Source organism: Campylobacter concisus (assembly GCF_002913225.1).
Taxonomy (GTDB): domain Bacteria; phylum Campylobacterota; class Campylobacteria; order Campylobacterales; family Campylobacteraceae; genus Campylobacter_A; species Campylobacter_A concisus_J.
On sequence record NZ_PPAW01000015.1, the window covers coordinates 1 to 22643 of the forward strand.

Sequence of the window (22643 nt, forward strand, 5' to 3'; positions counted from 1 at the left end):
ATTTAATAAGATAAATTTGGTTTTGATTACTAAATTTTTATAAAAATTAGCAAAATTTAGATCTATAAAAATTTAACAATATTTTTGTGACATATATAAAAAAGACATTTTAACCTCAAAGGATAACTAATGAACAAGCATTTATTTGCACTTTTGGCTTTGGCGGCTTTTAGCAGTCACTCTTTAGCTCACGAATTTTGGCTTTTTGGAAGCAGCAAGGACGTAACAAGCGTTGATATCGGCTACGCAGACGACTTTCCGACCGTTGAAAAGATCGCAGATAATAGGATCGCCCTATTTGAAGCCCCATACGTTATAAACAAAAATGGCGAAAAACTGGGCCTAAAACAAAGCGGCGAAAACTACCATTATGAAAGGGCCAAACTAGAAGACGGCTCATACATTATAGCTGGCGAGTACAAGCCTACGTTTTGGACAAAAGCAGGCGATGGCACATGGCACATGGGCAAAACCAAAGAGGACATCAAGGACGCCAAATACTGCAAAAAAGCGAGCATGAGCGCAAAAGGCGTCATAAATAAAAACGCAAAAGATGGCTCAGTCACAAAGCCATCCAACCAACGCCTAGAGATAGTTCCGCTTGACAATCCAGCAAATTTCAAAGTTGGCGTGCCATTTAAAGTGAAAATTCTATTTGAGGGCAAACCTTTAGAAAATGCTACACTTGATGGAACATTTGATGGCTTTTTGAAAGAAAAAAGCGCATTTCACGGAGAAACTGAGCCAGATGGTACGATAGAAGTGCTTGCACTTAAACCTGGAAAATGGCTACTACAAACAGTGCATAAAATGCCGTTTGCCGACTCAAAAATTTGTGATGATGAGACGATCGCTGCAACACTTGCGTTTGAGCTAAAATAGATCAAATTTAAGATCAAACAAGTTTTCATCTTAAATTTGTAAAAGGGCGTATTTTAATGCGCCCTACCCCTTTTATCTTATAAGTCAAATTTGTCAAGTCAAAATCAGCAAATTTATCAAATTTATGTTGTAGCTAAATTTTAAATTTGTGTATTTCTAAAAGATTTAATAACTCCAGCAGTCATTAATTTCATCATTATTTGTAATCTCTAAACTTTTAAAAACTGCTGATCCGTTTTAGTCTAAAAACCTCTTTCAAAGCTCAAGCGTATTGTTATAAAACGAGTTTTATTTATACCTTCAGCAAAGAATTATGAGATTTTAGGATACAGTATTTCAATATAATTTCTGCTACCTAAATACCAAAATTGCTTCGCATACCAGTAAGCAATTTCGGTAGCAAAATGCGTTCAATTTATTGGTCAAATTTATTACACTAGCAGTAAATTTTCAAAATTTGAGTTAAATTTATAGGAAAAATGGTGACCCATACGAGACTCGAACTCGTGTTACCAACGTGAGAGGCTGGTGTCCTAACCGCTAGACGAATGGGCCAAAAGATGGTGCCCCGTGTAGGTCTCGAACCTACGACCCCATCATTAAGAGTGATATGCTCTACCAACTGAGCTAACGAGGCAAGATTAAGTATCAATAATAAATCATAAAGTGTTATCTTAGAACTTATAATCTTAAAATTTAATTTGATCACTCAAAAAACAAGAAAAATAGAATCAAGAACCTTAACCTAAGGTTTAGTAGATGGCGCAGCGGACGGGGCTCGAACCCGCGACCTCCGCCGTGACAGGGCGGCATTCTAACCAACTGAACTACCGCTGCACCTAAAATTAATGGTGGTCGCTATAAGACTCGAACTTATGACATCCACCTTGTAAGGGTGGCGCTCTACCAACTGAGCTAAGCGACCTAATAAATTTATAATCTGGCGACCCTTAGAGGATTTGAACCTCTGTTCCTACACAGAGAAAGTAGAGTCCTGAGCCACTAGACGAAAGGGTCATAAACCCAAAAAATGGTGTCCTGCGTTGGATTCGAACCAACGGCCCCCTCATTAAAAGTGAGATGCTCTACCGACTGAGCTAGCAAGACATAATTATTTAAAAAAGAATTGAGATTATACAAAAAACATTATTATATGTCAAGAAAAGAGCATTTAAATTTTAGAATAAATCTTTGATTTTATTTATCCATATTATTTTAAAATAAAAAATAAATTCTAAAAAATTTATTTTATATAGTTGTCTATTTTTTACAAAATTTTGGGTTATAATTCATTCTGGCAACAAACAAGGAGCAAGGATGATCATTATAAATTCACGCCTTCCAACTCAAAATTTAAAAATAGCAAAGTCTTTATCTAAGCTCATACAAGGCTATATTTATAGCTATTTGCCAAAAGCTGAACATGACGGATACAAACATAAAGAGAGTGGTAAAAATTTTAAAAGATCAAATTTTGATTTTAAGTTAAACGGCTTAAGCTTAGAGATAAGATTTAGCTCATTTGTGCCAGAATTTGAAAAAACGATCGCTTTTGCTGTGCTAAAAGATGAATTAAAACTTGGCGGCATTTGTTTGCTTGACACATCTGTGTCGGTAAAAGAGCATAGAATTTCACAAAATGAGGCTACTTTTCAGGGATGTGTTGCGTGTTCGGTCGTTGGACTTTTGGGACACAAAGTGCATCTTGAGCCGCAAGACTCCAGGCATCTTGAAATGATGAAAACCAATGCGCTTCAAAGATTTGAAACACTTATGGGGTATAAATATGAGGGCGAGTTTGAGCTAAAATTGCTCTGGCAAAATTTACAAAAGCCTTTATATTTTTACTACGGCAACAACAATATGCCAGTCAGAGCATGGCCTGCAAAATGGCACATAAAAGCAAAGCCAGAGCTTATAAATTTGATCCTTGATGCGGGAGTTGGTAGTGGATGTATGAACTGCGGACTTGGATTTTTAGAAGTGATAGAAGAAAAGCAAGTTACGTAAAATATGAATTTCAAATCCTACAAGGATAAAAGCTTAATACCTGCTTTTCAAATTAGGTATTTTATATGAAATGGCAGAAAAAATCAAGTAGAATTTTATGTAAATTATGATAACTTTACTTTTAAAGTTATTTGGAGTAGAGTAACACTTACTTAGTTTAAGGAGCATGTTTTGGCTGATATAGTTAAAATTCTTGCTGACATAGGCGAGGTGTATGAAAAAGAAGAGCTTAAGCTCAAAAATGGCGCTCATAAATATGACAAGATCAAAGTTTATCTTTGTGACATTGTGACCAAGCAGATCGAACCAAATTTAAACATCGACAAAGATGACTTAATAATATGTAGATTTGGTGTTGGAGCAAATTCGGGCAATCTTTTCCCAAATTCTCAATTTTTATCCAAAGACGTAAATAAAGACGAAGCTAAATTTATAAAAGGCGTTTTGAGATCGGTTTCAAATTTACTCTCCTTTTTTGAGCCGAGCGATATAGAAAAAGACGCTATTTTATCCATACTATCAAGTATAAACGAAGAATATTTTGCTGGTATTATAGATGAGATCAAAGGCCTTGATGAGCTAAAAAACGAAAAAGGCAAAAAAGTCGCTACTTTTTTCTCGCTCTCATATAATGGCAAGCCAGTTTCTGCATATTTTAAGCAAATTTTTGAAAATCATATCAGTATAAAAGAGCAAAAATCATCTTACGGATACGATATCTTAACAAACGAAAAGGGTATCGGCGGCGATGCAAATTTAGCGTTTTGCTCGGTAAATGAGATGCCGGCCAATATGCAATTTGTCAAATCAAAACTCTTGCCGCTAAGCGCCATTAGCGCAAAAAAGGTAGAAAATGGTTTTAAAGCGATAAAAGATAAGCTATCACACAATTTTTATGGTATGAAAATAGCGATTTTACCGACTATTTTGAGTAGCTCAGTAAATTTAGAAGAGATTGTAAAAATACTTGAAGAGACTTCAAAGAGCGATATAAAAAATATTGAAATCGCCGAGGAAGCCATAAAATTTAGCATAGATTATTATCTCGAGGCAACAGCTAAAAAGCAGGAAAATTTACCTGTTTTAAATACGATTTTATTTTATACACAAAGCAACGCCGCTATCGATTTGAAGCTTGCGATAGACGATGTTTTGCCATCTTTTATCTCTCGTATTTCAAATTTGATGGATAGCTTTAACATAAAAGCCTTCTATGAAAAAAATAGTGGCACAGATGAGACGATTTATCTGCAAAATTTATTTGAAAGCAGGCTTGGCGTGATGAGCTTTTTACTATCAAGAAATAAATTTGATTTAGAGATTATGATAGAAAGATATAGCGATCTGATTTATCATGGTAGCGTCAATAAAAGTTACACAAAAAAGCTGGAATGGAGCAAATACTTTAACGATTTTTATAAAGAAAGAAAGTTTGAAAATATTGCAAAATATCAAAATTTCTTTAATGAAATCAATGTCTTAAACAAAAAACTAGTCTTTCAAAAGGAGTGCGATTTGGAAAATTTAACCGATAAAAAAGAACTGATCAAAGAGCTAATCAAAAATAGCGAGTTTTTACATCAAAACGATGCGCTCATTAGCGCTTATTTGCTTGGTATGCTAAGCGCAGCCCTGATAAACTGGCAGCTTGGCGTGAACGGCGGTGTATCTTTTAGCAACTGGCTTAATGACTGCGGATCTATAAGTATGGAAAATTTAGAGCGAATTTGGACCAAGTGCGACGAGATGATTAGAAAGCTTAAGGCCGCTTCTGGTAAGCCAAATCCTAACATTGAAAACATAAAAGAGTGTTTGATCGAAATTTTACCGCAGGTCTTTTATAAGGAGAGAAAGATGGTAAAAACCTCGCATACTACGCTTGCCTTTGCTATGGGCGGAAGCGACTATCGTAAATTTATAAAAGAAAAAACAAAATAAGGAGAATAAGATGCAAAAAAAAGAGATACTTTTTTTATGGGACGGAGAGAACTGGAACCCAAATGGTGACATGCTAAAGGACAACGCTCCTAGGCGAGATGATGAAACTGGCGTAGCTGAGGTGACGGACGTGCGTATAAAAAGAACCATCAGAGATGAGATCATAAAAAAAGATGAAGCGTCGATTTTTATAAAGGAGTATAGGATAGAGGACGCCCTGTTAGACGCTAAAACGGCTATCAGACAGAGCATAAACATAAAGCAAAACAAAAGCGAACTGCAAAAAGAAATTTTGTCTAAATTTATCGATATCCGCGCATTTGGTGGAGTTTTACCTATTTCAGATAAAGATGAGATGAGGCAGGATAAGGAGATAAAAACCGCAGGCGTTCAATTTACTGGACCGGTGCAGTTTAGACTAAGCAAATCCCTAAACAAGGTCGAAGTAGAGCATGTTAAAGGAACTGGCGCTTTTGCTAGCGATTACGATCCAAACGATCCAAAAAAACAAAAAGATCAAGCGACTTTTAGAGAAGAGGAATTTATAAAATACGCTATTTTTGCTACTTACGGCATCATAGATAACTATAATGCAGCAAAAACTGGCTTTAGCGAAGCAGATGAAGCTAAAATTTTAAAAGCTTTGTGGCACGGTACTAAAAACCTAACAACTCGCTCTAAAATCGGTCAGACTCCGAGGTTTATGCTAATCATCACATACAAAGACGATACATTTGCAGGCGATCTAAACAATAGCATAAGCCTAAAAAGCGAAAAAGAAGATAGAGTGATAAGAAGCATCAACGAATACACTATCGACTTTACAAATTTAAAAAATAAACTCGCAAGATATGCTGCAAATATAGAAAAGATAGAGTATATGAGCGATTATGATTTTGAAGCGATAAATAAAGGGAATTTTGATAGCAGTTGGAAAAAGATAGAGGCATAAAATGAGCATTGTTGCTTTTAGACTATTTGGCGATTACGCTCATTTTTCGCATCCGGCGACGATTTACTCTAGCTTGACCTATCCAGTGCCACCAAAGACTACCATAATGGGCTTTTTAGGCGCTGTCATAGGCGAGGAAGAGTACTTTAAGCTTTCAAACATCCAATACAGCGTAAAAATAGATAGGCAAATTTTAAAAAAGAGTTTTGTTTTTAACGGCATAAAATTTGCCCTCTCAAGCAATATGCACATAGAGGAAGGCTATCAAAATGCAAAAGAGAAAAAGCAGTTTTACAGAGAGCTAATCTGTTCGCCATCTTATGTCGTATTTTTAAATTTAGAAAATTTAGAGCAAAGTTATCAAGATAAAATAATCTCAAATTTAAAAGAGCATAAAACCGCCTTTACGCCCTATCTTGGGATAAATTTTTGTATAGCGGATTTTAGCTGGATCGATATAAAAATATGCGAAAAAATATCGCAAGCTGAAAGTTTTATAAATACATTTACGCTTATGGATGATTTTGTTTTTGAAGGCATTGATGAAAATGCGAAATTAACTACGGCAAGAATGCCTTGTGGTTGCGAAAATGGACGAATTTTTAAAGATTTTAAAGACTTTGTGATGGAGATAAACGGCAAAGAGCTTATAAAATCTAAAAATCGCGGAAATATTTATCAGATAAATGATGAAAGAGTCTATTTTATTTGACGAGTTTTGGTCTCATCCAAATAAACTTTTAGAAAATCATATAAAAAATATGATCTCGCCTGACGATAAAGAGCTGGATAGGCAGGTCAAACTCTATCACGACATCGCAAAACTGAAGAATAATTTTCAAATTTACATCAGAGATACTTCAAACGACAAGCTAGATAAAAACCACTCGCTTTTGTCGGCATATTTTTTCTTGTTAAACTCAAAATTTGATGAGATATCAACCCTGTTTGGCTTTCTTGCCATCGTTTCGCACCATGGCGATGTGGTAAATTTAATGACGCTAGCCAGAGAGGCTAATAAATTTTTTAAAAATTCAAAAGAGCTAGAGCAGTGGGATGAAGTGGCTAACGCGGCTAAAAATATCAATATTTATTCGGGATTATCTACAAAAAAAGATGAGTTTTTAGATAGAGCTGAGAAGCTTCGTCAATACTTAGTTTTATCGCAGTACAGACACAAATTTACCTATGAGGACTTTATAAATTTCAAAAGCCTATATTCAAATTTGATTTATAGCGATAAATTTGAGGCGATCTTTAGCATGCCAAAACAGCAAACCAAATATATACCGATAGATGTTTTAGAAGCTGGTATCCAAAATTTGCCGCCAAATAAAAAGAGAGATGCGTTTAGAAATTTCGTCTTAAATAACTTTGACGAAAACTACAAACTTTTTACTTTGACTGCGCCTACTGGCTACGGCAAGACCTTGACTGCTCTAAATTTTGCATTGAAATTTAACAAATCTCGCATAATTTATGCGCTTCCATTTACATCGATAATCGATCAAACCTACGATATAGTCGCGAAAATTTATAAAAATAGCGATATTTTGGTCAGCAAGGCACATCACAAAACGACGATAGGTGAAGAAAATCTAACCGACGAGGATAGATACTCAAAGATCAAATTTCTAATGGAATCTTTTAGTGGCGAGATAAACGTAACCACGCTTTATCAGCTGATATTTGCGCTATTTGGTAACAAAAACAAAGATAATGTTAAATTTAATCAGCTCAAAAATAGCGTCGTTATCATCGATGAGGCGCAAGCGATCCCATATAATTTTAGAAAAGATTTTATCCTACTTTGCGAGATCATTTCACAGCGGCTTGGCACTATTTTTATATTTATGTCGGCGACAATGCCGGTTATCAAAAGCGAAAATTTTAAAGAAATTTCAAATTTAGACTATTTTTCAAAGCAGGATAGATACGTCATAAAATGGCTTGATACAGGCGGCGAAGATGAGCTTTTAGAAAAAATTTGCGAGGCTGCAAACGATAAAAATACTCTAGTCGTCGTAAATACCATCAAAAAAGCGCAAGAGCTATTCGCAAAACTAAAAGATAAATTTAGCTGCTTTTGCCTAAACGGATATATGTATGATGATCACAAACGCACTACTATCGAGGCGGTCAAGCGCGCAATAAATACAAATAAAAACGATCCGCTCGAAAGCAAAATTTTACTTATCTCCACGCAGTCCATAGAGGCTGGAGTAGATCTTGACTTTGACATTGGATTTCGCGAAGTTGCGCCTATTAGCTCTATCATACAGACAGCAGGGCGCGTAAATAGGCATTTTGAAGCAACAAGGGGCGAGCTATACGTCTTTCCTGAAATAAGCAAATTTACAAATTTGATTTACGGCGATCTATATAAAGTAAGCGGGGCTATTTTGAGTGATCTTAAGCAAAAAGAGGTGCGAGAGAGCGAAATTTTAGAAATTTCAAATTTGTATTTTCAAAAAATAAGCAATCAACTGGAAAATTTGCATATAAAAAGCGAGATAGAAAAGCTGGAATTTGAAAATATAAATCAAAAAATCGAGGATATCATGAATAACAACTACAAACAAACCATAATAATCGAGCCTGAAGAAAATTTCATTAAAGATTTTGAAGTTAAAATTTTTGAGATCAAAAATAGTCCGAATGAGAAATTTACCATAAGAGATCTTTTTAAAAACCACATCAGAAAGTTGTCGAAATTTAGCATAAATGTAACGTTAAAAGATATGAATAAGCTAATGCCGAATTTAAAACAAATAAACGGACTAAAAGATATGTTTTATCTGCCATTTGGCTCGTCTTATTTTTACAGTGCCGAGTATGGCCTTAAAAAAGATACGAATTTGGACATAACCGACGAGGTCTTTGACTAATGTTCTCAAAAGATCAGATCACCGGTACGCTTGTGAATTACTACGTTACCTGTAAGCGCGAGGCGTGGCTTTACGCGCATCAGATCCACGCAGATCAAGAAGACGAAAACGTGCTAATGGGCAAGGCTTTGGCTGATATCAAAGAGCAAGATCTGCAAGAATTTGCCTTTAGCAACCTTAAATTTGACAAATTCTCAAAACAGCACGGTCACTACCTCATCACAGAGTATAAGAAAAGCCTAAAAAACGAGCTTGCGGGCAAGATGCAGCTACTTTTTTACATCTATCTTTTAAAAACGGGCTTAAATTTAAAAGAGGTAAAAGGCAAGCTAATAAGCGGTAAAAAGGTGATATTGGTGGAGGATAGCAGCGAAAATTTCGCTCTAATGGAGCAAATTTTAAGCGAGATAAGCGCGCTTGCAAATTTAGAAAAGCCGCCCAAATTTACGCAGGGTAAATTTTGCCAGAACTGTGCATATCACGACTATTGCACTGCTTAGGAGGCAAGATGTATGTGATACTTTTTTACGACATCGCAGGGCGCGAGCAAAAAGAGCGAAATAACGCAAATCGCATCAGAAAAGCGGTCGAGAAATTTCTGCCTCGCGTGCAGTTTTCGGTCTATGAGGGCGAGATCCGCGAGAGCGACTTTAAAAAGCTAAGCAAGACGCTGAAAAAAGAGTGCGTAGACGAGCTTGACTCCATCGTGATCTACACATTTAACTCACTAAAATACTCCGAGCGCATCGTCATTGGCGTGGATAAAAATAGCCCGGTATTTAGTTAAGGAGCAAATATGCAAAAGAGCGATAGGACGCACTTTATACTTAATCCAGGTAGGCTTTATAGACAAGATAACAATATCTATTTTGAAAAATTTGACGAGATGGGCGCGGCTCTTGCCAGTAAAATCCTGCCGATAAACGCGATCGATGAAATTTACGTGCTAGCAAAAGTACAGATCGACACCTACACCATCGCGTTTTTGGCGGATAATAACATCCTTTTGCATATCTTTAGTCCGTATCAGAGCTTTCGCGGGAATTTCTACCCAAATACGCCAAACTCCGTAAATAAAAGTGGCTTTGTGCTGCTGTGCCAGCTCCGCTCTTTTGATGATCCGACCAAACGTGCATATATCGCGCGCGAGATCACTAGAGCTCACATCATAAATGACGCTGCAAACTGCAAAAGGCATGGCGTTAAATTTGACGCACAGCCACACCTAAAGGCGCTAGATGCAGCCACCAACGTGCCTGCAATAATGGCGGTAGAGGGTGCATTTCAAAAGCTCTACTATGAAAAGTGGAACGAGATCATCGCAGGTCAGCGAAGCTTTAAATTTACCGTCCGCTCAAAACGCCCGCCCGCTGATAAAATCAACAGCTTCATAAGCTACGTAAATACGCGTATCTACAACATCTGTCTAAGCGAAATTTACAAGACCGAGCTAGATCCTCGCATCGGCTTTTTGCACGAGCCAAACTACCGAGCCTTGAGCCTACATCTCGATCTAGCGGAGATTTTTAAGCCGATCTTGGGCGACACGCTTATATTTAATATGCTAAATAAAAAGGAGATCACCGCAAAAGACTTCCAAACGGACGCCGGCAGGATAAAATTTAGCAACGATACCGTGCAAAAGATCGAGCTAAAGTTGATCTCGCGCCTTTGTGAGACGCTCACAGTGGATGGCAGGGAGCTAACGTGGAGGCAGGTGTCCGCCGCGAGACAAATAAGCTCAAGAAGTGCATCTGCGAGGACGCGCCTTATGAAGGATTTAGGTGGGAGTGAAATCGCATTTTGATAAAGCGTTTTTTAAGATTTTAAAATACTTGAAATTTAGGGCTTTGCGTATTTATATGTAGCTAAAATTTAGTCAAATTTAAGGCGAATAAATATAGACTTCTTGAACCAAAAGGTCTATAATATCAGCTTTTTGGTGCTATTAGAATTTACTCCGTTGGAGTTTGAAACTATAGATGTTTGGTATTTCAAGTGTTGTGGTTTCGTAATTAGAATTTACTCCGTTGGAGTTTGAAACAGCAGGGAAAAGGATCGGTAAAGGGTAAAGACCAAAATTAGAATTTACTCCGTTGGAGTTTGAAACACTAATGTCTTTAAGTGGATTTTGAAGCTAGGGCAAGATTAGAATTTACCGGTATTATGTAGCATCCGCACAAGACTTTCATTCTAAAATCCGCTAAAATTCAGCCTATTATAGCATATCGTAAAGGATTTATATGGCCGAAACTCACGTAATATCGGCTCTAGTTAGTAAGCACTCCGAGCTTCAAGGAAATATCAAATATTATCAGGATATAGTTTTAAAGCTAAAATCAGAGCTTGAAACCATAGATAAGGCTATTGCGATATTCGACCCTAGTTATAAAACTACGTTCATTCGAGCTAAAAGAATTAGTAATTCTTCGTATTTTCCTCACGGAGAATTAAATTGTAGAATTATAGAATGTGTAAAAATAAAGCCTAGCACTGTAAATGAAATAGCCGAGTATGTTTTTAAAGATGAAAAAGTAGATGACGCTCTTATAGCCAAATATAAGCAAAACATATCCTCTTTAATTTCAAAGCTTATAAAAAGAGGAACTATCTCGTTATTTATCGACAACGGAGTAAAATTTTATAAAATAGCTTCCTAAGCTCCAAGCCTTTCGGCTACTCTGTGATTGCCTTGCCAGTAACCGCAAAATTCATTTGAGATTGAATTATTAGCCAAACATCTTGATAAAATATCGTCCATTATAGCTTTATTATATAGTCTTCTCATATCTTCGCGGTAAGCAATCTCGTTTGCGTAGTTTGATAAGTAAAGCGTTCCTAGTTTATGGCATTGACCGTATTGTAAGCGTCTAAATCTAGCGTTAAAGCTTTCGCTTTGGTTATTATTCTCTCCGTTTATACCGCTATATTCTATTTGGTGATTTACTCTTGTTAAATCGTAATGAGCTAGCAAATCGTCGTAAGCCAAATTTTCATCGGTATGAATTTCGCTGTTTGGCGCAATATGCGATTTGGCGATAGCGTTTATATCTACGTTGTTTTCGCTTTTTAGGATAAATGTCTTAGTTTTACTAGCTCCGCTTCCAAATAGATTTCTCTCTCGTAAAGATATGATAACTCGTTTATTAGGCTTAAAAGCTTTGCGTCTATCTATCCTATCGTTTATATTATTAGCTGGCTTTATATAGTTTCCGACATATACTCCGTCCATTTCGACTACTCCGCTAAATTTATTTCCGCTATCGCTAGTCATAAGGCTTTCTCTGATTTTATGAGATAAAACCCAAGCCGTTTTATATTGACGTCTAGGTCTCTACTAAGCTGTAAGGCTGAAATTCCTTTTGTAGCATTAGAAAATATTACGATGGCAAGAAGGATAACTTTAAAATCAAGCTTATGAGAGTGAAATATCGTTCCGCTTGTAACGCTAAAGGTATGAAAGCAATCCTTGCAGCGATATTGTAATCTACTTTCTATAAAGTAGTGAGATGAAGCGCTTCCGCAAATCGGACAAATGGGATTGCCCTTATTGCTGCTCCAACGAATTGATTTAAAATATTCGTAACACTCGTTCTCGCTCATACTAGCTATCTTTCTAACCGAGATAGTTCTAGCTTTTGATGAGAGGAGGAAGTGTTGGGACATTTTTAAGCCTTTTATGTATTTTTATTTTTAATATATGTATTATACATAAATATTGCTTAAAATATTATAAGTTATTTACCTAAATTTACTTGCTTTTAAATTAAGAAAAATTGTATAATACGCTGATATATAATTAAGGTACATAATGAATTACGATGAATTTTTATTAAAGCTTAAAGAAGCGGGAATTGATAGAGACGAATTTGCCGAGCTTACTAAAACGAATAAGTTAACTATGAACGGCTGGGCTACTACTAGGCAAGGTAGAAAAACGCCAGAGTGGGTTGATAGTTGGATTAATTTATATCTTTCAAATAGAGATAAGGATATAATTATAAGAGAGTTAAAAAATAAAAATAATTATTAATAATCATACACTTTAACAAAGATATATAGATACTAAGAATGAAAAAAATCACAACTTATACCGACATAAACGGATTTCACAAATATTGGGGGAAAAAGCCTCTCGAATACTACGAATATTTTATAGATACATTAACCACCCAAGGCGATACGGTATTAGAGCCTTTTTTAGGAAGCTCAAACGTAATATCGATTTTAGACGATACGAGAAAATTCATAGGTATAGATATAAACCCCTTTTCTAAAATATTTGCCGATTTCTTAACAAATTTACCGACGCAAGCAGAATATAAAAAAGCCATTGCTCAACTAGAAGACACGATTAAAAATAGAATCAATAATAGCTATACGGATTCGCAAAATAACATAGCAACGCATTATGTATGGCAAGATGGAAAAATCTCTGAAGTTTGGATAAAAAATGACGGCAAAAAGCAAGTGATAATTGCAACAAAAAAAGATATAAATACTTTAAATAAATATAATGAATATAAGACTAAATACTTAAACGACATAACATTTTTCAATAATAATAAAATTAATGTTAATTCTAGTATGACGATATATGATTTTTTTACAAAAAGGGCGCTCTACAATATAGATATACTGTTAGATGAAATCCATCTATTTAAAGATGAAAATATCAAAAGAGCCTTACTTTTAACTGTTACTTCAGCTATCGGCCAGATGAGCAATATGGTTTTTGTGATTAATAGAAATGGTAAGCGAGAAGTGGGCAGTTGGGTTATAGGTTTTTGGCTTCCAAAAGAGCATTTCGAGATAAATGTGTGGAACTGTTTTATTAATAAGGCCAAAAAATTATTAAAAAATCTACCCAGTGTTCATAAAGTTTATAGCAACATTGAGATTTACAACGAAAGCTGTTTGAAAAAGATGAAAGATATTTCAAGCGATAGCGTAAAGCTCATTATTGCCGACCCACCACACTCTAATCGAATTCCATACTTGGAATTATCTGAAATATTTAATTCCGTACTAGGGTGCAAAAGTAATTTTGAGGACGAAATTATCGTATCAAACGCTAACGAAAGAGATAAAAATATTCATAAGTATACAAATGATATGATAAGTTTTTTTTACGAAACAGAACGTATTTTAAAAACGGATGGTCTTTTGGTGCTATTTTTTAATGCGAGCAATGAAAAAGATTGGAATTTTATTAAAAAAGTATACCAAAATAAAATACTATACTATTTAGGTTGTGCTCCAATGGAATATTCCACCAAATCGGTCGTTCAGTCAAATAGAAAAGGGGCGTTAACCAAAGATTATATGTTGTTCTTTTCAAAAAATAATCAAGTACCCGAAGCTATAAAAAAAGTAAAACTTTTTAACGATTCTTTAACTCCCTTTAATATACAATACCCATAAAGATTTATGTTATGGCTGAGAGGTAAATATTATGTCGACTAAATTTGAATATTGGGATAAACTCTTTAAAGAAAACAACCTCCAAGAATTTAAAAAAGAAAATCCAAAATCTATCAAATGGTTAAAAACAAAAGCAATTTCAAGAAAAGAACTTTTGTGTGATTTTATAAATTTTATAGATGCTAAAATAAATATCAAAGAAAATAAAGGCAATAGTCTTTTTAAGCTAGTATACGAATCTACTTTTTCGGATGATAAAATTAATAAATTTTTAAAAAATAAACATCTTGAAAAAATAAGAAAATTGCCTGTTGATGACGTTAAAAACGAGCTTTATAAACTGGAGACTTATAGATGGGGAGGAGACCACACAAATTCACTAGATAAATTTATTGTTAAATATTATGTTAAAGAGTTTTATAAATTTGAAGAGCTGGAAAATAAACTAAAAACATCAATTTTATATACAGTGTCTGGTTATCTATATAACAGTTGGTATAACCAATGGAGCAGTTATTTAATAGAAAATCTATTTTGTGAACACGATAGTGTTATTCCAGCATCTGGTCAAATAAAAAATGTCGACTTTTTTATAAACAATACCCCAGTTGATTTGAAAGTTACATATATGCCTTCGGAAAAAATTAAAGAGCAATGGAAAACAATATACAAAGATACCAAATCTGAACTTTCATTCTTAAAAAGTAAAGCTAACGAGCTAAATATAACATTTGATAAAAAAAGCAATGAAACATCTATTAGAAGCGTTATCTTATCTCAAATTAATGATATTGCGAAAAGCAATACCGGGGCTCAACAAGTATTAAACGATTACCAAGATAAAATAAGAAATATTTTTGAAAATATTAAAAAAGATAAAAAAGGATTAATAAAATGGCTTTATGAAAATCAAGGCGAGATGCGATTCGGAGCAGAAAATAGATTATTTGTGGTTTTATATGATAATAATAATTATGCTGAATCGTGGAAACTAAAGCGAAATATAACTTTATTATCTCCAGTAATAAATAGTTTTATAGACAATTTTAAACTTATTCCCATTGAATTTAAATTTAAAGGGAAAAATTATAGAACTAATTCAAATATAATTTTTATAAGTAATTAAAAATCTTTGTGCGGATGCTACATAATACCGAAGAATAAACTTATTAGAATTTACTCCGTTGGAGTTTGAAACAATCGTAAAAGTGTTATTGTCGGTGCGAAAACTCCAACATTAGAATTTACTCCGTTGGAGTTTAAAACAACTGCACGATCACTTTAAAACCTTTGTCATCTAATTAGAATTTACTCCGTTGGAATTTGAAACAACGCAGAAACGATAAATTTAAAAGTCAAAATTTTCAGAGAAGAGATTTAAAATAATAGATCAGATAAATAATAATTGCTATCTTGCAAAGATATATCAAACTGATGATAATATAGTTTTATGCAGATACTTCAAAAAACCAAAACCCCAGCCAATACAGCAAAAAAAGAAGCTAGAAATAATAATGAAATAGACTAAGCATAAACAAGCTTAATATCAAGAGCATTCACAACCTTAAATATACTTTCAAATCTAGGTTTTGAATTCTCTTTAAACATCTTATAAAAGCTTTCTCTATTTAAATTTGCTTTCTTTGCAACGTTTTCAATGCCTTTTGATTTTGCTATATAAAATAATGCTCTTTTAAATTCTTCAATATCGCCATCGGCCAAGACTTGATTTAAATACTCTTTTCTTAATTCATCAGTTGTTAAATAGTCTTCTAAATTAAATTTAGTAAATTCTTCTTTCATTTATAATCCTTTAAAATTTCTTTTGCCTTTTTAATATCATCGCTTTGGCTATCTTTATCACCAGCATTTAACAATATAATTATTTCATCGCCATCAAAAGTAAAAAATATCCTTAACCCACCACGATTAAAAAACCTAAGTTCGTATAAGTCTGTATCAATAAATTTATAATCCCCTAAATGATCTTTTGCTTCTATCTGCTCTAATCTTCTCAATATAGAAACCTTGAGAATAAGATTATTTAACTTATGCAACCACTTATCAAATGTTGAACTTTTTAATACTTTCATAGGGCAAATTTTAACAAATGTAGCTTAATGGCTACTTATAAAAAATAGCCCATAACACTCATAACCCGAAGGTCGGCGGTTCATTAGAATCTACTCCGTTGGAGTTTGAAACTCGCCAAACATGATTGATGATAACCGCAATCACTCTTTTGATAGTCGCTTTTTTGGGGCAATTCCATACAAATTTTTAGTTGGTAAAGTTAGATGGCAGATATTTTGACACAAATTAGTAAAACACCTTGGCTAAAGATGAAAATTAAGCAAATTATCGGATCAATGAAATTTAAAGAAGGTTATGAAATTTTTTATCAATTATAATTAAAACAAAAAATATATGAATTTATAAAACCCACTTGTAAAGACAAGCAGGTTTAAAATGTTTTATTTCTCTAGTTTTTCTTTAAGTTTTTCTTTTTTAGATTTAGCTTTTGAAGCAGCTTTTTCTTTCTTTTCTTTTACTTTGTCAACAACTTTGTCTTTTTCATCTTTTGCTTTTTCACTCATACTAGTTTCATCTTCTTTATTAGAAGTTAGCTCTTCTTTAGTTTTAGAAGCTTTCTTTTTAAATTTATCTTTTTTATCAGAGATTTTTTCTTTCATCTCGTCTTTTGCCTCATTCATTTTCTTCTTACTAGCTTTTGCTTTTTCGCGTACTTCGCTCTTGCCAGTAGTAGAAATTTCACCTTTTAGGTTATCAAAAGTTTTATCTCCGATGCCATTTACATTTTTAAGATCGTCGATTGAGTTAAATTTATTTGCTTTTCTATACTCGATGATCGCGTCTGCTTTTGCACTGCCAATGCCATCAAGGCTCATAAGCTCCTCTTTAGTAGCTGTGTTTAGATTGATTGCTGCCATAGCCAAAGACGCAATAGCTGCAAGTGAAAACAATATTTTTTTCATTTTTATTCCTTAAAAGTAAATTTGAAGTAAAATTCTAGCAAAGAGTGATTAATGAAGTATAAATATTGAGTAATATAAAAATGATTTTAAATATAGTTTATAGAAGAAAATCCCTGAAAATTTCAGGGAAAAAGTTTTATTTTCTAAGTTCGCGGATCTTAGCTGCTTTACCACGTAGTTCGCGTAGGTAGAATAGTTTAGCTCTTCTGACACGACCTTTTCTAAGAACCTTAATCTCTTCAATAGAGTCACTAAAGATTGGGAAAATTCTCTCAACGCCAACGCTGTTAGCACCAATTTTTCTAATGATAAATGTTTCGCCAGTGCCGCTACCACGTCTAGCTATACAAATGCCTTCAAAATTTTGAATTCTTGTTTTGTCGCCTTCGTGAATACGAGTAGCCACACGCAATGTATCTCCTGCACGGAAGTCAGGGATATTCTTACCAGCAATTTGAGCATTTTCAAACGCTTCAATGTATTTATTTCTCATGTTTTTCCTTATTTATGTGGCTTTAGCTTTTGATATAAATCAGGGCGAAAGTACCTTGTTTTGCAGTGAGCCATCTTGTTTTTTAAGTTGTGGATTTTAGCATGATTACCCTTTAAAAACTCTGAAACCACAAAGAGTGATTTAAAATTATCAGGTTTTGTAAAAGATGGAGCTTCAAGCAGATTACCCTCAAAACTCTCTACTTCAAGACTCATGTCGTTTCCTAAAACCCCAGGTACGTTTCTTGATATCGCGTCACTCATACAAAGTGCAGGTAACTCTCCACCAGTTAAAATAAAATCACCTATGCAAAAAACTTCATCCGCCCAAAGCTCGACAACTCTCTCATCAAGACCTTCATATCTACTGCAAACAAAGCAAATATGATCTTTTTTAGAAAGTCTTTTTGCGTCATTTTGGTTAAATTTTTTACCAGCTGGTGTCAAAAAGATCACGTGAGCATTTTTATCTTTTTCTTTTATAAATTTGAACGACTCATCCAAAGGTTGTGGAAACATCAAAAGCCCTGCTCCGCCTCCGATCATATAATCATCAACTTTATTGTGCTTATCGTTGGTAAAATTTCTTGGATTTATAAAATCAATTTCAATAAATTTATTAATAATCGCACGTTTTAAAATAGAATCGCAAAAGTAAGGTTTGACTAAATTTTCAAAAAGTGTAATAAATGTAAATTTCATGAATTTTCTAAGATATCTCTAGCGCCTTTTACCAAAATCTCTCCGCTTTCCAAATTTACAGTTTCGATAAAATGCCCCAAATATGGAATGTAGAAATTTTTTGGTTTGCCGGCTACGATAAGCTCTTCGTCTGTTTTTATGTATAAAAGTGAATTTGCAAAATTATCTTGGATATCTTCTACAATGCCCAAAATTTCACCATTTTCTACTACTTTTAATCCAATAATATCAAACTGAAAAAATTCATCTTTTTTTAGTTTGCAGTTTTTTCTAGTAAGCTCTTTTGTAGTATAGATGGTTTTATTTACAAGTGTTTTGGCAAGATCTAAGTCATCAAAATTTTCAAACAAAACCAGCTCTTTTTGTTTGTTGTAGTCTTTTATGATGAGCTGATCATTGTTTTTATCAAAAAAGGTTGCGCCTTTTTTAAATTGCTCTGGGAAGTCGCTCTTGTTGTGAAGCTTTAAATAGCCCTTTAAGCCAACACATCTCCCAATAGTAGCGACTTCAACAATATCACTATTCAATAGCTTTTACCGTTACTCTATAACTTGTATTGTCTTTGGCTTTACAGCCAATAATAACGGTCTTTATAGCATTTATCATTTTGCCGTCTTTGCCGATAAGTTTTCCAGTATCAACCTTATCGGCACTTATAATAATCTCGACAAAATTTTCACCAAGCTCTTGACGCTCGATAGTTACCTTTTCAGGAAAATCAGCTATCAGCTTGGCGTATTCGTATAAAAAATTTTCAACCATTATTTTGTAATTTGCGCAACTCTATCGCTAAGTTTAGCACCGACGCTTTTCCAGTAATCCAATCTCTCTTTGTTGAAATTTATAACATTTGGCTCAACCATAGGGTTGTAATAACCAATGCTCTCTATCCAACCGCTATCGCGTCTTTTTCTACTATCTGTAACAACTATACGATAAAAAGGTCTTTTTTTACGTCCCATTCTTGTTAGTCTTACTACTGTTGCCATATTATATTCTCCTCTTGTTTTTAAATAAAGCTTAAATTTAGATAACAAATATCTAAATTTAAACCTTTTTATCAAACAGGTCTTTTTAAATTTGCTTGTGAAAGCATATTTGCAAGTCCTTTTGCTCCGCCTTTTCCTGAAAATTTCTTAGCAAGCTTTGAGGCATTTTCAAACTGCTTTAAAAAGCGATTTACCTCTACTTGAGATAGCCCAGAGCCAGCTGCCAAACGCCTTTTTCTACTATTGTTTAAAAGGTCTGGATTTTCACGCTCTTTTTGCGTCATAGAGTTTATCATAGCTTTAATATGCAAAATTTCTTTTGAATTATCAAGGTCTATATCTTTTATCTGATTTGCAAGTCCTGAAAGTCCAGGTATCATCCCCATCAAAGACTTCATACTACCAAGCTTTTTAACGCTTTCCATTTGATCTAAAAAGTCATTAAAATTAAACTGGCCTTTTTTTATCTTTTGATTTAGACGTTTCGCCTCTTTTTCATCAATAATAGTCGATGTTTTCTCAACCAAAGTGGCTAAGTCGCCCTCGCCCATTATACGGCTTACGATGCGGTCTGGTATAAAGCTCTCGATATCAGCTACTTTCTCACCAGTACCGACAAATCTAAGTGGGATATTTAGCTGTTTTGCGATACTAATAGCTACGCCGCCCTTTGAGTCAGAGTCAAATTTAGAAAGAATAACTCCAGAAATTCCTAAAATTTCATTAAAACTTGTAGCTGTCTTTACGGCGTCTTGGCCGCTCATGGCGTCAGCCACGTAGAAAATTTCATGTGGATTTATCGCATTTTTTACATCTTTTATCTCTTGCATTAATTTTTCATCGATCGCAAGACGACCAGCGGTATCCACTAAAAGTACATCATAAAGACCGCTTTTTGCTTTTTCTAGCGCTTCTTTTGCTACTTTTATAGGGTTGTTTTCATTTTCTATATAAAAAAGATCTATCTCATTTGCAACGCAGAGCTGTCTTAGTTGCTCAACCGCCGCTAACCTTTGCAAGTCGCAGGCCGCAACTAAAACTTTTTTCTTTCTTAGCTTTAGATAGTTTGCAAGCTTGATAGTTGTCGTTGTTTTACCGCTACCTTGCAAGCCAGCCATCAAAACAATAGTCGGTGCAACTGGCGCATAGACAAAGCCTTGGTTGCCAGGAGCTGTTAAGATAGTCGTTAAATTTGACTTGATCGCATCTAAAAAATTCTTTTGACCAACGCCAGTTTGCTTTAGTTCGCTTTCGATAGACGCGAGTAGATCCTTGGTAACTTTGTGATGAACATCAGCTTTTAAAAGAGCTTTTTTGAGCACGTCAAGTGCGTTTTTTAGAGCTTTTTCGTCATCTACAAAACGTATCTTACTAACGGCTAATCTAAAAGACTCGCTAATTTGTTCGAACACTAATCACCTTTCTAAGTTGTTATTAAAGGGCGTATATTACTAAATAATTTCTTTATTGCTCTTTAAATTTCAAATTTATTAGATATCTCAAATCCAAGAGAGTTAAATTCTCTTGGGATCGGTGCTTTAAATTTATAGTCTAAAAGAGCGATAGAGTAAGCATGCAAAAACATTCTATTTGCTCTATTTTTGCCGTATTTCTCATCGCCAACGATAGGTAAATTTAAACTAGCTAAATGCACCCTTATCTGATGCGTTCTGCCTGTTTTTATGGCAACTTTTACCAGCGCTTTTTTGCCCACAACCATGAGCGGTGAAATTTCACTGATCGCCTCTTTGCCATCTTTTGAGATCTTTGAAATGGCACCATTTTTATTTTTTATCGTTAAGATCGGCTCATTTACGAACACTTCCTCGCTCATGATGCCCCTAACTGCTGCCACGTAAATTTTCTCAACCTTCATCTTTTTAAACTCATTTATGGCAAGGCTCGCAAATTCGTCATTTTTTACAAGAAGCAGCACGCCGCTTGTGTCTTTATCGAGCCTATGAAGGAGTGGGAATTTATACATTTGACTGATTTTTTCGCTAGTTATTGCAGCTGGTTTATTGATGGCTATTAAATTTTCATCTTCAAAGATAACGCTTGGCTTTGGCATCTCTTCGACGCTAAATTTAGTATTTTCACTCATCAAGGCACGAGCGATCACCACCTTTTGCCCCTTGGCATAGACTAGCCCGCTGTCAATTAACTCCTTTGCCTCGTTGTTTGAGATATTTTTTTGTTTGGCTAAAATTTTATACGCTTTTTCTTCACTCATAAAGTGCTCCTTATATCTTCTATGATAGCATCAGCGCTTGCTTGCACGGCGATCTTGCTCTTTTTGGCATCACTACCCATTATTCCGCCGATCTCGCTAGCCTTTGCGATGTAGATGTTTTCAACTAGGCTAAATAACGCCTTTTGGTTAAATATAAACTCGCCGCTAATTATAACTGGGTTAAATTGTGCGCACTCGATTGGATTATGCCCGCCGATATTTGGCACAAAACTACCTCCAAGCACGACTATATCGCTAATAGCATAGACATTTACAAGCTCGCCTAAAGTATCAAGCAAATTTACTTTAGCATCAAATTTATGCGTTTGGCTAAATTTAGCAAAGCTAAAACTATGCTTTTTAGCGTAATCGCTCGCTAGCTTTTCCACCTCTGCAAATCTCTCTGGATGGCGAGGTGCGATGATTAAAAGATCGTTTTCTTTTAAATTTAAATTTGCTAGTATCATCTCTTCTTCGCCCGCATGCGTGCTTGCTAGTACGATCACTCTAGCTTTTGGCTTTTCATAAACTCTACTAACGCTTGGCAAAAATGCAGCTTTTATATTGCCAACGACCTCTATTTCGCCCGCTCCAAGCGACTTTAGTCTCTCTTTATCAAGCTCACTTTGGGCGTAAATTTTATCTACAAATTTAAAAAGATATCTATAAAAAAAGCCAAATTTTAAGTAGCTTTTATAACTTCTATCTGAAATTCTAGCGTTTATCAGGATCACTCGGCTACCTTTTAGCTTTGCCATAAAAACTAGCATTAGCCAAAGCTCTGCCTCGAAAATGACTAAAATTTTGCTCTTTTTTAGCCAAAATGGCAAGAAAATTTCAAATGGTAAAAATCTCGTGTTTGAGCAAATTTTACTCGCTGCTTCAAAGCCCGTATTTGTCACCACACTTACGGCCTTGTTGTCAAATTTTTGCATCAATAGTTTTAGCGCTTGCACCTCGCCAAATGAGCAAGCGTGAAAATGCACATCTGCATCTTGAAATTTTGGATTATTAAAGAGAAAAAAACGTGCTGGGATCGATCTATGATATTTTTTTTTGAAACTTAAGAAAAGTAGAAAAATAGCCCCAAAAAAGTAGAGTATTGAGGCTAAAAAATAATATATTATTATCACGAAA

Annotated in this window: 26 protein-coding genes, 6 tRNA genes and 1 pseudogene; 14 read left to right on the forward strand and 19 right to left on the reverse strand. The window is 34.6% G+C overall.

Annotated features, from left to right (window positions below):
* The first annotated feature begins 129 nt into the window (after positions 1 to 129).
* Positions 130 to 882, forward strand: a complete 753-nt coding sequence (locus tag CYP26_RS02380; protein ID WP_103630234.1) for a DUF4198 domain-containing protein — start codon at positions 130 to 132, stop codon at positions 880 to 882.
* A 480-nt stretch (positions 883 to 1362) separates the two neighbouring features.
* Here CYP26_RS02380 and CYP26_RS02385 read toward each other — a convergent pair.
* From CYP26_RS02385 to CYP26_RS02410, 6 genes are all read right to left on the reverse strand, one after another.
* A tRNA-Glu gene (locus CYP26_RS02385) sits at positions 1363 to 1437 on the reverse strand.
* 6 nt (positions 1438 to 1443) lie between these two features.
* Positions 1444 to 1519: transfer RNA gene (locus CYP26_RS02390), tRNA-Lys, on the reverse strand.
* Between the two features lie 123 nt (positions 1520 to 1642).
* Positions 1643 to 1719 (reverse strand) — tRNA-Asp (locus CYP26_RS02395).
* A 12-nt stretch (positions 1720 to 1731) separates the two neighbouring features.
* Positions 1732 to 1807: transfer RNA gene (locus CYP26_RS02400), tRNA-Val, on the reverse strand.
* Positions 1808 to 1823: 16 nt separating this feature from the next.
* A tRNA-Glu gene (locus CYP26_RS02405) sits at positions 1824 to 1899 on the reverse strand.
* 14 nt (positions 1900 to 1913) lie between these two features.
* Positions 1914 to 1989: transfer RNA gene (locus CYP26_RS02410), tRNA-Lys, on the reverse strand.
* A gap of 210 nt (positions 1990 to 2199) precedes the next feature.
* Between CYP26_RS02410 and CYP26_RS02415 the strand changes: the two genes are divergently transcribed.
* From CYP26_RS02415 to CYP26_RS02455, 9 genes and pseudogenes are all read left to right on the forward strand, one after another.
* Complete coding sequence (locus CYP26_RS02415; RefSeq protein WP_103630235.1) at positions 2200 to 2892, forward strand: CRISPR-associated endoribonuclease Cas6; 693 nt, start codon at positions 2200 to 2202, stop codon at positions 2890 to 2892.
* Positions 2893 to 3063: 171 nt separating this feature from the next.
* Entirely contained in the window at positions 3064 to 4830 is a 1767-nt protein-coding gene (locus CYP26_RS02420; protein WP_103630236.1) for a TM1802 family CRISPR-associated protein, read from the forward strand.
* Between the two features lie 10 nt (positions 4831 to 4840).
* Entirely contained in the window at positions 4841 to 5782 is a 942-nt protein-coding gene (gene cas7b / locus CYP26_RS02425) for a type I-B CRISPR-associated protein Cas7/Csh2 (RefSeq protein ID WP_103630237.1), read from the forward strand.
* A gap of 1 nt (position 5783) precedes the next feature.
* Positions 5784 to 6494, forward strand: coding sequence for a CRISPR-associated protein Cas5 (gene cas5, locus CYP26_RS02430; protein ID WP_103630238.1), 711 nt, complete (start codon positions 5784 to 5786; stop codon positions 6492 to 6494).
* A complete protein-coding gene (gene cas3 / locus CYP26_RS02435; RefSeq protein ID WP_258031375.1) occupies positions 6469 to 8670 on the forward strand; it encodes a CRISPR-associated helicase Cas3' in 2202 nt (733 codons plus the stop codon). The genes cas5 and cas3 overlap by 26 nt, the downstream gene beginning before the upstream one ends.
* Positions 8670 to 9170 (forward strand): CRISPR-associated protein Cas4, encoded by a 501-nt coding sequence (locus CYP26_RS02440; RefSeq protein ID WP_103630240.1) that lies wholly within the window; start codon positions 8670 to 8672, stop codon positions 9168 to 9170. Before cas3 ends, CYP26_RS02440 begins: the two co-directional genes overlap by 1 nt.
* Before the next feature lie 8 nt (positions 9171 to 9178).
* Positions 9179 to 9457, forward strand: coding sequence for a CRISPR-associated endonuclease Cas2 (gene cas2 / locus CYP26_RS02445; protein WP_103630241.1), 279 nt, complete (start codon positions 9179 to 9181; stop codon positions 9455 to 9457).
* A gap of 9 nt (positions 9458 to 9466) precedes the next feature.
* Positions 9467 to 10464 (forward strand): annotated as a pseudogene (gene cas1 / locus CYP26_RS02450) (CRISPR-associated endonuclease Cas1).
* A 449-nt stretch (positions 10465 to 10913) separates the two neighbouring features.
* Complete coding sequence (locus tag CYP26_RS02455) at positions 10914 to 11330, forward strand: hypothetical protein (protein WP_103630242.1); 417 nt, start codon at positions 10914 to 10916, stop codon at positions 11328 to 11330.
* On the opposite strand, the gene CYP26_RS10420 is transcribed toward CYP26_RS02455, so the two are convergent.
* Both CYP26_RS10420 and CYP26_RS10425 read right to left on the reverse strand, forming a co-directional pair.
* Positions 11327 to 11944, reverse strand: coding sequence for a transposase (locus CYP26_RS10420; RefSeq protein ID WP_258031377.1), 618 nt, complete (start codon positions 11942 to 11944; stop codon positions 11327 to 11329). The two genes, CYP26_RS02455 and CYP26_RS10420, sit on opposite strands and share 4 nt — an antisense overlap.
* The gene (locus tag CYP26_RS10425) at positions 11941 to 12336 is read right to left on the reverse strand and encodes a transposase (protein ID WP_258031378.1); all 396 of its coding nucleotides are present in this window, start codon (positions 12334 to 12336) and stop codon (positions 11941 to 11943) included. The genes CYP26_RS10420 and CYP26_RS10425 overlap by 4 nt, the downstream gene beginning before the upstream one ends.
* Before the next feature lie 145 nt (positions 12337 to 12481).
* On the opposite strand from CYP26_RS10425, the gene CYP26_RS02465 reads away from it, so the two are divergent.
* From CYP26_RS02465 to CYP26_RS02475, 3 genes are read left to right on the forward strand one after another with little or no spacing between them, the layout of a single operon-like run.
* The gene (locus CYP26_RS02465) at positions 12482 to 12703 is read left to right on the forward strand and encodes a hypothetical protein (protein ID WP_103559220.1); all 222 of its coding nucleotides are present in this window, start codon (positions 12482 to 12484) and stop codon (positions 12701 to 12703) included.
* Between the two features lie 38 nt (positions 12704 to 12741).
* Complete coding sequence (locus tag CYP26_RS02470; protein ID WP_103630243.1) at positions 12742 to 14094, forward strand: DNA methyltransferase; 1353 nt, start codon at positions 12742 to 12744, stop codon at positions 14092 to 14094.
* Positions 14095 to 14125: 31 nt separating this feature from the next.
* Positions 14126 to 15220, forward strand: coding sequence for a hypothetical protein (locus tag CYP26_RS02475; RefSeq protein ID WP_103630244.1), 1095 nt, complete (start codon positions 14126 to 14128; stop codon positions 15218 to 15220).
* A gap of 398 nt (positions 15221 to 15618) precedes the next feature.
* On the opposite strand, the gene CYP26_RS02480 is transcribed toward CYP26_RS02475, so the two are convergent.
* Both CYP26_RS02480 and CYP26_RS02485 read right to left on the reverse strand, forming a co-directional pair.
* Positions 15619 to 15897, reverse strand: coding sequence for an addiction module antidote protein (locus tag CYP26_RS02480; RefSeq protein ID WP_009293986.1), 279 nt, complete (start codon positions 15895 to 15897; stop codon positions 15619 to 15621).
* Entirely contained in the window at positions 15894 to 16187 is a 294-nt protein-coding gene (locus tag CYP26_RS02485; protein ID WP_103630245.1) for a type II toxin-antitoxin system RelE/ParE family toxin, read from the reverse strand. Before CYP26_RS02485 ends, CYP26_RS02480 begins: the two co-directional genes overlap by 4 nt.
* Before the next feature lie 121 nt (positions 16188 to 16308).
* Between CYP26_RS02485 and CYP26_RS10350 the strand changes: the two genes are divergently transcribed.
* On the forward strand, positions 16309 to 16407 hold the full coding sequence (locus CYP26_RS10350; protein WP_219809001.1) for a S26 family signal peptidase: 99 nt from the start codon (positions 16309 to 16311) through the stop codon (positions 16405 to 16407).
* 161 nt (positions 16408 to 16568) lie between these two features.
* Here the strand turns inward: CYP26_RS10350 and CYP26_RS10660 are convergent, their stop codons facing one another.
* From CYP26_RS10660 to waaA, 9 genes are all read right to left on the reverse strand, one after another.
* On the reverse strand, positions 16569 to 17090 hold the full coding sequence (locus tag CYP26_RS10660) for a helix-hairpin-helix domain-containing protein (RefSeq protein ID WP_181000845.1): 522 nt from the start codon (positions 17088 to 17090) through the stop codon (positions 16569 to 16571).
* Between the two features lie 136 nt (positions 17091 to 17226).
* Positions 17227 to 17583 (reverse strand): 50S ribosomal protein L19, encoded by a 357-nt coding sequence (gene rplS, locus CYP26_RS02495; protein WP_002941851.1) that lies wholly within the window; start codon positions 17581 to 17583, stop codon positions 17227 to 17229.
* Positions 17584 to 17591: 8 nt separating this feature from the next.
* Entirely contained in the window at positions 17592 to 18284 is a 693-nt protein-coding gene (gene trmD / locus CYP26_RS02500; protein WP_103630246.1) for a tRNA (guanosine(37)-N1)-methyltransferase TrmD, read from the reverse strand.
* Positions 18281 to 18811 carry a ribosome maturation factor RimM gene (gene rimM, locus CYP26_RS02505; protein ID WP_103630247.1) on the reverse strand — a complete coding sequence of 177 codons (531 nt, stop codon included), beginning with the start codon at positions 18809 to 18811 and terminating at the stop codon, positions 18281 to 18283. Before rimM ends, trmD begins: the two co-directional genes overlap by 4 nt.
* Positions 18804 to 19046 (reverse strand): KH domain-containing protein, encoded by a 243-nt coding sequence (locus CYP26_RS02510; RefSeq protein WP_009293991.1) that lies wholly within the window; start codon positions 19044 to 19046, stop codon positions 18804 to 18806. Before CYP26_RS02510 ends, rimM begins: the two co-directional genes overlap by 8 nt.
* Positions 19046 to 19273 (reverse strand): 30S ribosomal protein S16, encoded by a 228-nt coding sequence (gene rpsP, locus CYP26_RS02515; RefSeq protein WP_009293992.1) that lies wholly within the window; start codon positions 19271 to 19273, stop codon positions 19046 to 19048. Before rpsP ends, CYP26_RS02510 begins: the two co-directional genes overlap by 1 nt.
* Positions 19274 to 19344: 71 nt before the next feature.
* Positions 19345 to 20685 (reverse strand): signal recognition particle protein, encoded by a 1341-nt coding sequence (gene ffh, locus CYP26_RS02520; protein ID WP_103575948.1) that lies wholly within the window; start codon positions 20683 to 20685, stop codon positions 19345 to 19347.
* A gap of 62 nt (positions 20686 to 20747) precedes the next feature.
* Positions 20748 to 21506, reverse strand: a complete 759-nt coding sequence (locus CYP26_RS02525) for an RluA family pseudouridine synthase (RefSeq protein ID WP_103630248.1) — start codon at positions 21504 to 21506, stop codon at positions 20748 to 20750.
* Positions 21503 to 22639, reverse strand: a complete 1137-nt coding sequence (gene waaA, locus CYP26_RS02530; RefSeq protein ID WP_103630249.1) for a lipid IV(A) 3-deoxy-D-manno-octulosonic acid transferase — start codon at positions 22637 to 22639, stop codon at positions 21503 to 21505. Before waaA ends, CYP26_RS02525 begins: the two co-directional genes overlap by 4 nt.
* Positions 22640 to 22643 lie beyond the last annotated feature (4 nt).

Excerpts from the sequence above, each read along its gene's own strand:
- CYP26_RS10420 (WP_258031377.1), bottom strand. The coding sequence starts at position 11,944 with ATGACTAGCGATAGCGGAAATAAATTTAGCGGAGTAGTCGAAATGGAC.
- cas5 (WP_103630238.1), top strand. The coding sequence starts at position 5,784 with ATGAGCATTGTTGCTTTTAGACTATTTGGCGATTACGCTCATTTTTCG.
- CYP26_RS02380 (WP_103630234.1), top strand. The coding sequence starts at position 130 with ATGAACAAGCATTTATTTGCACTTTTGGCTTTGGCGGCTTTTAGCAGT.
- CYP26_RS02465 (WP_103559220.1), top strand. The coding sequence starts at position 12,482 with ATGAATTACGATGAATTTTTATTAAAGCTTAAAGAAGCGGGAATTGAT.
- cas2 (WP_103630241.1), top strand. The coding sequence starts at position 9,179 with ATGTATGTGATACTTTTTTACGACATCGCAGGGCGCGAGCAAAAAGAG.
- CYP26_RS02470 (WP_103630243.1), top strand. The coding sequence starts at position 12,742 with ATGAAAAAAATCACAACTTATACCGACATAAACGGATTTCACAAATAT.
- CYP26_RS02510 (WP_009293991.1), bottom strand. The coding sequence starts at position 19,046 with ATGGTTGAAAATTTTTTATACGAATACGCCAAGCTGATAGCTGATTTT.
- trmD (WP_103630246.1), bottom strand. The coding sequence starts at position 18,284 with ATGAAATTTACATTTATTACACTTTTTGAAAATTTAGTCAAACCTTAC.
- rplS (WP_002941851.1), bottom strand. The coding sequence starts at position 17,583 with ATGAGAAATAAATACATTGAAGCGTTTGAAAATGCTCAAATTGCTGGT.
- CYP26_RS02525 (WP_103630248.1), bottom strand. The coding sequence starts at position 21,506 with ATGAGTGAAGAAAAAGCGTATAAAATTTTAGCCAAACAAAAAAATATC.
- CYP26_RS10350 (WP_219809001.1), top strand. The coding sequence starts at position 16,309 with ATGATTGATGATAACCGCAATCACTCTTTTGATAGTCGCTTTTTTGGG.
- cas7b (WP_103630237.1), top strand. The coding sequence starts at position 4,841 with ATGCAAAAAAAAGAGATACTTTTTTTATGGGACGGAGAGAACTGGAAC.
- CYP26_RS02455 (WP_103630242.1), top strand. The coding sequence starts at position 10,914 with ATGGCCGAAACTCACGTAATATCGGCTCTAGTTAGTAAGCACTCCGAG.
- CYP26_RS02415 (WP_103630235.1), top strand. The coding sequence starts at position 2,200 with ATGATCATTATAAATTCACGCCTTCCAACTCAAAATTTAAAAATAGCA.
- CYP26_RS10425 (WP_258031378.1), bottom strand. The coding sequence starts at position 12,336 with ATGTCCCAACACTTCCTCCTCTCATCAAAAGCTAGAACTATCTCGGTT.
- CYP26_RS10660 (WP_181000845.1), bottom strand. The coding sequence starts at position 17,090 with ATGAAAAAAATATTGTTTTCACTTGCAGCTATTGCGTCTTTGGCTATG.
- CYP26_RS02485 (WP_103630245.1), bottom strand. The coding sequence starts at position 16,187 with ATGAAAGTATTAAAAAGTTCAACATTTGATAAGTGGTTGCATAAGTTA.
- CYP26_RS02480 (WP_009293986.1), bottom strand. The coding sequence starts at position 15,897 with ATGAAAGAAGAATTTACTAAATTTAATTTAGAAGACTATTTAACAACT.
- CYP26_RS02475 (WP_103630244.1), top strand. The coding sequence starts at position 14,126 with ATGTCGACTAAATTTGAATATTGGGATAAACTCTTTAAAGAAAACAAC.
- CYP26_RS02440 (WP_103630240.1), top strand. The coding sequence starts at position 8,670 with ATGTTCTCAAAAGATCAGATCACCGGTACGCTTGTGAATTACTACGTT.
- cas3 (WP_258031375.1), top strand. The coding sequence starts at position 6,469 with ATGATGAAAGAGTCTATTTTATTTGACGAGTTTTGGTCTCATCCAAAT.
- rpsP (WP_009293992.1), bottom strand. The coding sequence starts at position 19,273 with ATGGCAACAGTAGTAAGACTAACAAGAATGGGACGTAAAAAAAGACCT.